The following is an 11,335-nucleotide window of genomic DNA, read 5'->3' on the forward strand; positions in this document are numbered from 1 at the left end:
AAATTGCATTTTGAGGCAAAATATCAAAAGACATATTATTTTCCTTTGTTGCTATATTATTTGATGCACATCCTGCAAATAAAATTGTAGCTAAAGAAGCTATTTGAAAAATTTTTTTCATTGAATTATCCTTTAAATTTGAAATTGTTTTAATTCACTTTCGAGATTATGACATACTAATTTTAATTCGTCTACAACCTGAAGTAAAATTTTAGAAATTTCTTCATTTTTTTCACTCGCTTCAACATTTTCTTGCATTCTCATTAATAAATCTTGTATACTTTCTTGACAAGTTTTTATTTTATTTGCACATAAGATTGCAAGATTTTTAGAATCTTGATTGCAAATTTTTACTTCATTGGCATCATTTACAAGTAAATTTGTATTTTCATGTAAAGAATGTATGCTTTGAGAATTTTTTCTTAATTCGCTAGCTATTTCTTCTATACTATCCAAAAGCTCTTTTGTAATAACTGCAACATTAGTTAAAAATTCTTCACTATGATTAGCAAGAGTTCTAATATCTTCAGCTATAACAGAAAATCCTCTTCCAAAAGCTCCTGCTCTTGCAGATTCAATTCCTGCATTTAAAGATAAAAGATTTGTTTTATCTGCAATTTCATCCATCATTTGAGTGGTTTTTTGTATATTTTTTGCTTGCAAAACCATATTTTCAACTTTTTTGGCTAAATTATTTTCATTTTCTGCTACATCAGTAACTTTTTGTGCCACTTCAAATAAAGATTTTAACATCTGTTCTAAAAGTTTATAAGATTTGTCATTTGCGGCATTTGCATCACCTGATAAGTTGGCTAACTCTGTTAAATCAGAACCGATATTTGCCCCTAGTTGAAAACTAGAGTCAATTTTTTGATGACTTAATTTAGAATTATCATTTAAAGAAATGGCATTTGAATTTAAAAGCTTGCTTTGTTGTTCCACACTTTTAGAACTTAAATTTACACCACTTACTGTTTTATGTGTTTTTTCTATAAACTGATTGATATAATCACAAGCCTTTGCTATCTCATCTTGTCCTTTGACTTTTATTCTAGTTTTTAAATTACCACTTCCTTGAGCAAGTTCTTTAGCATGTTTTAAAAGTTCTAATATAGGATTACCAACAACTATTTTAAAAGTTATAAGCGCAACAATAAGTGTAAAAATTAAAGCCAAGCCAAATATAATAATATAAGAACGACTAGTTTTATTAATATCTTTTTCAATGCTTTCTAAAGAATGATAAACATCCATAACACCTATAACACTACCTTCTTTAACATTTGCATGACAGGTAATACAGGTTTGATCGGCTATTAAAGGGCGTATTAATCTTAAATGATTGATATTATTAATTTCTTCTTTTAAGGATTTTGATTGAGGGTTTATAAACTGATCTAAGATGATTTTTTCATTTGAAATAAGAGGATTTTTCATATCAAAAAGCTCTATAGTTTCTTTAGAAGGATAAATTTTTATATTATTAATTCCTTCAATTTTTTTTGCCTCTTTAATGGCATCTTGAATTTGTTCAGGATCTCCTAAATTCATCGCCATCCTCATAGTCTGAAAAACAGAAATGCTAATACTATTTAAATTAGCTTGACTCATTTTATTTGCTGTATTCTTAAAATCCAAATTTATAATTACTTGCACAATAATAAAGCTAATTAATAAAACAAAAAACATAGAGATTGAAACTTTAAAACCCATACTTTTAAGCATTAAGCACTTCCTGAAATAAAATATTATTCAAAATTGTAATATTTTATTAATTTAAAATTAATAAAATATTAATGTAAAAAATGTCTTACCCCTGTAAAATAAAGTGCCATACCATATTCATTAGCTGCTTTTATAACCTCATCATCTCTTATGCTTCCACCTGGCTCAACTATAGCTTTAACCCCTATTTTATGAGCTTCATCTATACTATCTCTAAATGGAAAAAAAGCTTCGCTAGCTAAAACACAATCTTTTAAATCAAGTTTCATTTCTTTAGCTTTAGCAATAGCAGCTTTACTTGCATCAATTCTACTTGTCATTCCCATACCAATAGCTACCATAGCACCATTTTTTACATAAACTACATTATTTGATTTTGTCAAAGCAGCGATTTTTATAGCAATCTCTAAATCTTTCAACTCGTCTTTATTAGCTTTTCTTGTACTCATACATTTAGCATTTTTAAGTTCATTTATATCCACTTCATCACTATTTTGATAAACAAAACCCCCATTTATATGTTTAAAATCATATTTATCAAAACTACGTATTAAAAAAGGGCTTTCTTGTGTGAAAATTTTAATACGCTTTTTATCATCAAAAACAGCTAAAGCTTCTTTATCCACATTAGCAGCAATAATAACTTCTATATAAATTTCATTAATTTTTTGAGCTAAAGCAAGATCTAGTGTTCCATTTATAGCCACTACTCCTCCATAAGCACTTATACTATCACATTTTAAAGCGTGAATATAACTTTGAAGAAGATTTTCCTTTATAGCAAAACCGCAAGGATTAGCGTGTTTAACAATAGCAACTGCTGGAGCCTTATCAAAACTACTTGCTAAATTTAAAGCTGCATTAATATCTGTTAAATTATTAAAACTTGCCTCACCTTTTAAAGCTTTAAAATTCTTACTAAAAAAATGATCAAACTCATATAAAGCACCTTTTTGATGAGGATTTTCACCATATTTTGTATCAAAAACTTTTTTTCCTATTATAAATTTATAATTTCCAAAACCTTTATTAAAACGCTCATTCATATAATTAGCTATATAAGAATCATAATTTGCAGTATGCTCATAAGCTTTCATCATTAAACTACGTCTCATTATTTCATCATCTTTTTTTTCTTTTATACTTTCAATTATATTTTTATAATCTTTAACATCGCAAACAATTAAAACATTTTTATAGTTTTTAGCTGCACTCCTTATCATAGTAGGACCGCCGATATCTATATTTTCAATAATCTCATCAAAATTATCTGTTTTAAGTGTTGTTTCCCTAAAAGGATATAAATTAACACAAACTAAATCTATATTATTAATACTATATTTTTTTGCTTCTTCTTGATGTTTTAAATTATCTCTTTTATATAAAATTCCTCCGTGTATTTTTGGATGTAAAGTTTTAAGACGTCCTTCAAAAAGCTCTGGACTATTAGTAAATTCGCTTACTTCAATAGCTTTAACACCCTGCTCTTTTAAAAGTTTAAAAGTTCCGCCTGTAGAAAGGATTTCAAAACCTAAATTTTCAAGTTCTTTTGAAAATTCTACTATACCTTCTTTATCGCTTACGCTTATTAGAGCTCTTTTCATATTATTTCCTGTTTTTTAATATCAATTATTTTTATTTATTTAAAAATTATTATCTATTTCATTGTTCTAAATATTTTTTAATTTTTTCATAAGCTTCGTTGATTTTTTGAAATTTTTGCACTCCTTTTTCTAATTCTTCTTTGGAAACATTATTAGCATTTAAAATATCAGGGTGATATTTTTTGGCTAAATTTCTATATTGTTTTTTTACTTCATTAAGAGTGGCACTAGAATTAAGTTCTAAAACATTATAAGCTTCTTCTATGCTCATAGTTTTACTTTGGCTTTTAAGATTATTAATTCCTTGAATAAATTCTTTAAGTTCCCTATCAGAAATTCCAAAAGCTCTAGCAATCTGATTTAAAATTTCTTGTTTTTTATTGTGAAATTCTCCATCAATCAAAGCCATAAAAACAAGAACTCTTAATACGTTTAAACGCTCATTTTTTGGTAAAGGAACTTCTTTTAAAAAGTCTTTTGCCACTTCATAAGCATCATTGAGATTATTTTTATGTTCATTAAAACAACTTTTTAAAAATTCCCTCTCTCTTTCATTTTTGGCATTAGCATCTAAAATTTGAGAAATCATATCAGCTTCACTTTGACTTACCCTGCCATCGCTTTTTGCAATTTTTGCAAGTAAAGCTATAACGTAATAATTCATTTTTTTTCTAAATTCATCAATTCTTTCTTCCATTACGCCTTTTGCAAAACCTCGCATAAAACTTTTGGCACCGCGAGTTGTTGAATTTAATAAACCTTGTTTATCCCAAGTTTTATAATACCAATAAAACACCAAAACAACAAATACAATAAGAATAAAAATCATAATAACATTTCCCTAAAATTTGAAAAATAAATTTTTTTAAGATCTTTAAGCTCTAAAAAAATATCATCTAAAATAAATTTTTCTTCCTTAGTAGTTTGACCTAGTTTAAAAAATGGAATTTCCATTGAAGTTGCAAGCTCTAAAAAATCTTTTTCATTTTTAACGCCTACTATTGCTCTAGTTGGACTTTCCTCAAAAAGTAAAGCTTTATCTTGAAAAGAAGTTTTTAAATTTAAACCCACACAAGAAACAGCACACATTTTTGCTAAAGTTATTGCTATACCACCTATACCAACACTATTTGCACATTCTAATACTTCTTGTTTACAAGCTTCTTCTAAAAATTTCCAAAGTTTTAATTCAGATTCAAAATCAAAATCTTTTAATTTTCCTTTAACTACTTTATCTTGTATTTTAGAAATTAAAGATCCTCCAAATTCTTTATAAGTCCTACCTAATAAATAAACACTTGTATTAGAATTTATAAAAGCACTTTTTAATAATTTATTTGCATCTTTTAATAAGCCTACATTTACTATAGTGGGACTTGGATAAATATTTACATCTTTACTTTGATTATATAAAGAAACATTACCACTTACAACAGGAATATTTAAAGTCTTGCACGCTTCTTTAATGCCTTCACATCCTTTTGCAAACTGCCACATTACTTCTTCATTTTCAGGATTTCCATAATTTAAACAATCTGTAATAGCTAAAGGCTTAGCTCCGGTGCAAGCCACTTTTCTTCCTGCATTTGCTACAGCTAAAATAGCACCTTTTTTAGGATCAATATAGTTTAATCTTGAATTACATTCTATAGCTATACTAAGAGCACTATTATTTTCTTTTACCCATATAGTGCTTGCTCCTAAAGCTCCATCTGCTTTTAAAGTATTAGTTTGTACACTTGAGTCAAACTGATCATAAATATAAGACTTATCATTAATATTTTCATTTTGCAACATTTTTATAAAAATATCTTGTACATTTTCCTTAAGCTTAAACTCATAATCTTTAATTTCATCCAAATACTTAGGTTTATTTATAGGACGATTTAAAATAGGTGCTTTTTCACTCAAAGGAGCAATAGGAATTTCTCCTACTAATTTATTATGCCAAAAAAGCTCCATTTTGCCACTATTATTTACCTCTCCAATCACAACAGCATCTAAATTCCATTTTTTAAAAATCTCTAAAACTTTTTTTTCATACCCTTTTTTAGCACAAATTAACATTCTTTCTTGAGATTCACTAAGCATCAATTCATAAGGGGTCATATCTTTTTCTCTTGTTGGAACCTTATCAAGATAAAGCTTCATACCACTACCGCTCCTTCCAGCCATTTCAAAAGAACTAGAAGTAAGTCCAGCAGCTCCCATATCTTGAATTCCTATAATACAATCACTTTTAAAAAGTTCTAAGCAAGCTTCCATTAAAAGCTTTTGACAAAAAGGATCTCCAATTTGAACAGTAGGTCTTAATCTTTTATTTTCCTCATTAAAACTATCACTAGCCATCACAGCACCACCAAGACCATCTCTACCTGTTTTCGAACCAACGTAAATGATAAGATTGCCTATACCTTCAGCTTTAGCATAAAAAATATCCTCTTTTTTGCAAATTCCTAAAGCAAAAGCATTGACTAATATATTGCCGTTAAAACATTCATCAAAAGCACATTCACCACCTATAGTTGGAATTCCCATACAATTTCCATAATGAGCAATACCATTTACAACACCTTTAACAAGATATTTTTGATATTTGCCCATTTCTTTATTGTGTATATTGCCAAATTTTAAAGAATTCATTAAAGCCACAACTCGCGCACCCATTGTAAAAACATCTCTTATTATACCACCGACCCCAGTAGCAGCACCTGCAAAAGGCTCAATAAAACTTGGATGATTATGGCTTTCTATTTTAAATACAGCTGCTAAGTTATCGCCTATATCAATAACCCCTGCATTTTCTCCAGGGCCTTGTATCACATAAGAAGCTTGAGTAGGAAAACCCTGTAAATATTTTTTACTTGATTTATAAGAGCAATGCTCACTCCACATAGCACTAATAATACCAAGCTCTAAAAGATTAGGTTCTCTATTTAAAATTTTTAAAATTTCTTTATATTCATCTTGACTGATTTTATGAGCTTTTATAGTTTTTAAATCCATTTCATTCCTTAAATAATCATTTTCCTAAACAAAAATTACTAAACATTTCATCTAATATCTCATTTCTATCAAAATCTTTGCTAAATTTAGAAAGCTGATTTATAGCTTCATTAATTTCAAAAGCAAAAAGTTCCAAACTGGATTCTTTTAAAAGAAATTGAGCCCTACTAATAGCTTCACTTGCTTTTTTACAAGCTTCAATTAAACTTAAAGAACTAACCATTATCCCATCTGTATCAAAACTATCTAAATATTTTTTTAATTCTTGTTTTAAAATATTTATATTTTCTTGTGTGCTTAATTTTATAAAATTTTTTATCTCGTCATTTTTAAATTTAAGTTCTAAATCAATTTTATTAAGAATATAAAAAACTTTTTTACCACTTTGCTTTGCTAAATTTAAAATTTCTAAATCTTCTTCTTCTATCTCTTTAGAAGCATCAAAAAGTGCTAAAACAATATCTGCTTCTTGTATGCTTTTTTTACTTAATTCTATACCAATACATTCTATTTCATCATTACTTTCTCTTATGCCGGCAGTATCAATGATACGAAGCAAATGGGTTCCTAGTTTAAAGCTTTCTTCTATAGTGTCTCTTGTTGTTCCTTTAATATTTGAAACAATAGCCCTTTTATAACCTAAAAATGCATTTAAAAGCGAACTTTTACCTACATTTGGTTTTCCTATAATAGCTATTTTAAAACCTTCTATTAAACCTTTTTTACTTTGGGAAAGATCATAAATTTCATATAAAATCTTTGCATTTTCTTCGCACATTTTTTCAATTTGCAAAAGCAAATCTTGTGGCAAATCTTCTTCTGCATAATCAATAGATGTCTCAACATAAGCTAAAGTTTTTACCAAGTCTGTTCTTATTTTTTCTAAAAGATTTCCTAAATTTCCATTTAAATTTCTAGCTATAATTTTTGCAGCTAAAGCTGATTTTGACAAAATTAAATCTTGTATGCTTAGAGCTTTTATAATACTCATTTTATTATTTAAACAAGCTCTTTTGCTAAATTCTCCAGGTTCTGCTAATCGTGCTCCTAAACTTAAAAGTTCTTCAAGCACAATCTCGCTTACACTAAAGCCGCCGTGAAGTTGAAATTCAACTACATCTTCTCCGCTAAAACTAAATGGGGCTTTAAAATAAATAACAATAGCCTCATCTATAAATTCTTGATTTTTTGTGTAAAGCTTGCAAAAATGAGCATAACGCACTTTAAGCTCTTTTTTATTTGTTAGAATTAAAGCAAATTCTAAAGCTTTTGTCCCACTTATCCTAACAATACTAATAGAGCCTATACCGTGTGCTGTAGCAATAGCTACTATTGTTTCATTCATGTTTTTTAAAAAAATCACTAATAATTATAAATTTTTGATCATTATTTTGCTTAATGGCTACATACTTATCTGGAAATTGTTCTCTAAGTTTTTCTAAGGCAATTTTAATCAAAACTCCATCCAATGGCTTAGTTTGTGCTCTTCCATAATGTTTTACTTTTTCAATAATCCCGCATAAATAATTATCCATAGCTTTGCTTTGATTTTCTAAAAATTGTGCAATTTCAAGACGAATATTAAGCTTATATTTATCATTAATCCAGCTATACAAAAGATAAGAAATTGCTTTATAACGATGTGCTTCTTTTCCTATCATTAAAGCAGAATCTTCTCCATCAAGTCTAATTAAAATACAATCTTTTTCATACATACAAAGTTCTAGAAGTTCAATTTTAAAATCAAAAGTTTTAAGAAGATTTGTAAGCTGAATTTTAATTTCTTCTAAAATACTATCTGTATTTTCTAAATCTATTTCCTCTTTATAAAAAGCATCAAAAATTTTTTCATTTTTTATTGTATAAGATGGCTTTTCTAGTTCTATTTGATATTGGTCTAATTTTTCTTTATAATGTTCTGTTTTTATAAACTCATCAATTTTTTTCAATGATTTTTCAAAATTATTATCATAATGAGATTTTTTATGAGATTTATGATCTTTAATTTTTTTTTTAATATTAGCTTCTATAATAGCATTTTTTCTTCCAAAACCTAAAAAACCATTTTTAGGATATTGTAAAATTTTATATTCAAGATTTATTACAGAACAATTTAAAGTTTGAGACGCCTTTGTTAAGGCGCTTTGCAAATCTTTTTCTTCAATTATCATTTGATACTCTCTTTTTTATTAGAGTGTTCCTTTTGAAAGATTTTATTAATGATCCATTGCTGAATTAAAGAACAAACATTATTAACAAACCAGTAAAGAGTAAGTCCTGCTGGAAAAGTTATAAAGAAAAAGGTAAAAATTAAAGGTAAAAATTTCATAATTTTAGCTTGCATAGGATCTTGTATGCTCATAGGTGTAATTAATTGTTGCAAAAACATTGTTAAACCCATTAAAATAGGCAAAATAAAATAAGGATCCATTATAGATAAATCATGAATCCAAAATGCCCAAGGAGCCGCTTTTAATTCTATGGCATTTAAAAGAACACGATAAATTGCAAAAAAGATAGGAATTTGTAAAAGTATAGGCAAGCATCCACTCATAGGATTGGCTCCGTGTTTTTTATAAAGTTCCATCATATGGATATTCATTTTTTGTGGATCGCCTTTATAACGTTCTCTAATTTCTTTCATTCTTGGAGCTAAATCTTTTAATTTATTCATAGAAATCATAGACTTATAAGTTAAAGGAAAAAGCACAATACGTACGATCAAAGTCATAACAACAATAGCCCAACCCCAATTGCCTATATAATTATGTAAAAAATCTAAAAATTCAAACATTGGCTTAGCAATAAAAGTAAACCAACCATACTCAACTACTGCTTCAAGCTTTGGATTAATAGATCTTAAAATTTTGTGCTCTTTAGAACCTATATAAGCACCTGCTTGAAATTCGTTTTCGCTATATGCAAATATCAAAGGATTATTTTTTGAATCTTTAGTTATGGTGATATTTAAAGGCTTCTCAAAATTATAAAAAAATGTTGCATAATATCTATCAAAAGCAGAGGTCATTAAAACATTTTTAAAATTCTCATCTTGTTTTACATCTCCATCTTCAATAGTATGCAAAGTTTCTTTATCATCAAGCACTAAAGCTCCATGTACTGTATAGCTATCTACTGCTATATTAGGACGATATCCAGGAGAAATAAAATAACTAGCATTTTTGTTTAATTTTACCTCAATTTCATAATTTCCCTTAGAATAAAAAGTAATTTTTTTTGTTACTTCAATGTTGGATAATTTTTGGGTTAAATATAAAGATTTACTTTCATTTTCATCTATAAAAAGTTCTTTTTTATCAGCAGTATAAGCTACTTTAAACGCTTCTTGATTAAGAGCACTATCGCTAAATCTTATTTCTAGTGGATAAGGCGCTAATTCCTTTGATACAAGATTAATAAATTCATTATTTTTATCTTGAAATTTTTTATCTTTCAAATAAAAAGCAGTAATTCTTCCCAAAGAATCAATTTGAGCTTCAAAATGATCACTTTTAACTATAGAAATAATCGAATCTTGATTGCTAAAATTTAAATCTGAATTTATATTTTTACTTTCTATACTTGGTGCAAGATTTTCTTGAGTTTGACTTGCAATTTGATTTTGAGTTATATTCTTTTCAATGATATGATTATTTTTTGGAATAAAAAAATAATCATATATAACAAAAAATAAAAAAGATATAATTACTGCTAAAAGTATGCGTTTTTGTTCGAAAATATTATTTGAATTGTTCACTATTATTCCTTTTATATTATTTTAATAATAAAAAAACCCTTATCCTTACAAGGGATATATAAAAAACTAAGTCTTTTTTTGGCTAAAAAAATAGGCTTAAAGCAGAAATTTGTATGTTTAATTATTTTATAAATTTTAGGGTAATCTATACCGCCTTTAAAAAAAGGGTTACACTTTAAAATTCTTAAAAATGAAAAATAACAAGCGAATAAAAAATGATTTTTTTGAAATTGCCAAGATGTATATTCCGAGCAACTTGGATAATATCTGCAAACCTTTGGTTTTAAGGGGCTTATATTTTTTTGATAGAATTTTATTATTGCTAAGCAGATTCTTTTAAACATTGTATTTTTTTTAAACCCCATCTGAAATTTTTTTCCAACTCAAAAAAAGAAAAATCTTTTATTTCTGCTTTGGCAACTATTATGTATTTTCCATATTCAAGCTGATTTTTTATGCTAAAAAATAAAGCACGCAATACACGTTTAGATCTATTTCTTACTACAGCTTTCCCAACTTTCTTGCTTGCAACAAAAGCAACCTTTTTTTCTGGACTTTTAAGATAAAAAATAATAGCTCCTTTACAATGCCATTTTTTACCTTTTTTATAAATAAGCGAGAATTCTTCAGACTGATTAAGTCTTGAAAATTCTTTTATACCGCTAATCTTTTTCTCCCTTTAGCACGTCTTGCATTAATAACTTTACGACCATTTTTAGTTTTCATGCGCATACGAAAACCATGAGTTCTTTTTCTTGGAGTATTGTGTGGTTGATAAGTTCTTTTCATAGTCTATTTTCCTTAATTTTAATAAAATATGTTATAAATCAGATATTATATTTAATCTTACTTAAAATTGCTTTTAATTAAAGCTAATTTTAATTTATTTTGATAAATTTTTACGCAAATTATCTTAAATAAGGTACTAAAATGCAAAATTTTGCAATACAAGTTTTAAAAGAACAAGAATTAGATATTTTAATAGAATTAATTAAAGAATTTGCTTTGCATGAAATTATGCAAGATGAAATAAAATGTAATAAAGAAAATTTATATCACTCTATTTTTAAAACAAAAGTAGCCAAAGCTTTTTTGTTAAAAGAAAATAATAAAACTATAGGCTATATGATTTATTTTTATACTTTTTCTTCATTTTTGGGTGCCAATGGAATTTATCTTGAAGATATTTACCTAAAAAAAGAATATAGAAATAAAGGCTATGGAAAACAAGTTTTTAAATTTT

11 protein-coding genes are annotated in these 11,335 nt (G+C 27.0%); 1 reads left to right on the top strand and 10 read right to left on the bottom strand.

Features of this window, described 5'->3' with window-relative positions:
* Positions 1 to 132 precede the first annotated feature (132 nt).
* The 10 genes from JG677_RS05255 to rpmH all read right to left on the bottom strand — a co-directional run bounded on the left by JG677_RS05255 (position 133) and on the right by rpmH (position 10,881).
* On the bottom strand, positions 133 to 1,725 hold the full coding sequence (locus tag JG677_RS05255; protein ID WP_200217279.1) for a methyl-accepting chemotaxis protein: 1,593 nt from the start codon (positions 1,723 to 1,725) through the stop codon (positions 133 to 135).
* Between the two features lie 68 nt (positions 1,726 to 1,793).
* Positions 1,794 to 3,329 carry a bifunctional phosphoribosylaminoimidazolecarboxamide formyltransferase/IMP cyclohydrolase gene (gene purH / locus JG677_RS05260; RefSeq protein WP_200285527.1) on the bottom strand — a complete coding sequence of 512 codons (1,536 nt, stop codon included), beginning with the start codon at positions 3,327 to 3,329 and terminating at the stop codon, positions 1,794 to 1,796.
* Positions 3,330 to 3,387: 58 nt separating this feature from the next.
* Positions 3,388 to 4,158 carry a molecular chaperone DjiA gene (locus tag JG677_RS05265; protein ID WP_200285528.1) on the bottom strand — a complete coding sequence of 257 codons (771 nt, stop codon included), beginning with the start codon at positions 4,156 to 4,158 and terminating at the stop codon, positions 3,388 to 3,390.
* Positions 4,155 to 6,335 (bottom strand): phosphoribosylformylglycinamidine synthase subunit PurL, encoded by a 2,181-nt coding sequence (gene purL / locus JG677_RS05270; protein WP_200285530.1) that lies wholly within the window; start codon positions 6,333 to 6,335, stop codon positions 4,155 to 4,157. The genes JG677_RS05265 and purL overlap by 4 nt, the downstream gene beginning before the upstream one ends.
* 16 nt (positions 6,336 to 6,351) lie before the next feature.
* A complete protein-coding gene (gene mnmE, locus JG677_RS05275; protein WP_200285532.1) occupies positions 6,352 to 7,680 on the bottom strand; it encodes a tRNA uridine-5-carboxymethylaminomethyl(34) synthesis GTPase MnmE in 1,329 nt (442 codons plus the stop codon).
* Complete coding sequence (locus tag JG677_RS05280; protein WP_200169090.1) at positions 7,673 to 8,506, bottom strand: Jag N-terminal domain-containing protein; 834 nt, start codon at positions 8,504 to 8,506, stop codon at positions 7,673 to 7,675. The genes mnmE and JG677_RS05280 overlap by 8 nt, the downstream gene beginning before the upstream one ends.
* On the bottom strand, positions 8,503 to 10,092 hold the full coding sequence (gene yidC, locus JG677_RS05285) for a membrane protein insertase YidC (RefSeq protein WP_200285534.1): 1,590 nt from the start codon (positions 10,090 to 10,092) through the stop codon (positions 8,503 to 8,505). Before yidC ends, JG677_RS05280 begins: the two co-directional genes overlap by 4 nt.
* A gap of 11 nt (positions 10,093 to 10,103) precedes the next feature.
* A complete protein-coding gene (gene yidD, locus JG677_RS05290) occupies positions 10,104 to 10,436 on the bottom strand; it encodes a membrane protein insertion efficiency factor YidD (RefSeq protein WP_200169092.1) in 333 nt (110 codons plus the stop codon).
* Positions 10,415 to 10,750 carry a ribonuclease P protein component gene (gene rnpA, locus JG677_RS05295; protein WP_200169138.1) on the bottom strand — a complete coding sequence of 112 codons (336 nt, stop codon included), beginning with the start codon at positions 10,748 to 10,750 and terminating at the stop codon, positions 10,415 to 10,417. Before rnpA ends, yidD begins: the two co-directional genes overlap by 22 nt.
* Complete coding sequence (rpmH, locus tag JG677_RS05300) at positions 10,747 to 10,881, bottom strand: 50S ribosomal protein L34 (RefSeq protein WP_131163412.1); 135 nt, start codon at positions 10,879 to 10,881, stop codon at positions 10,747 to 10,749. Before rpmH ends, rnpA begins: the two co-directional genes overlap by 4 nt.
* A gap of 141 nt (positions 10,882 to 11,022) precedes the next feature.
* On the opposite strand from rpmH, the gene JG677_RS05305 reads away from it, so the two are divergent.
* Positions 11,023 to 11,335, top strand: a 313-nt coding sequence (locus JG677_RS05305) for a GNAT family N-acetyltransferase (protein ID WP_200285537.1), incomplete at its 3' end; no start/stop codon positions are given.

Source organism: Campylobacter sp. TTU-622, from assembly GCF_016598965.1.
GTDB lineage: Bacteria > Campylobacterota > Campylobacteria > Campylobacterales > Campylobacteraceae > Campylobacter_D.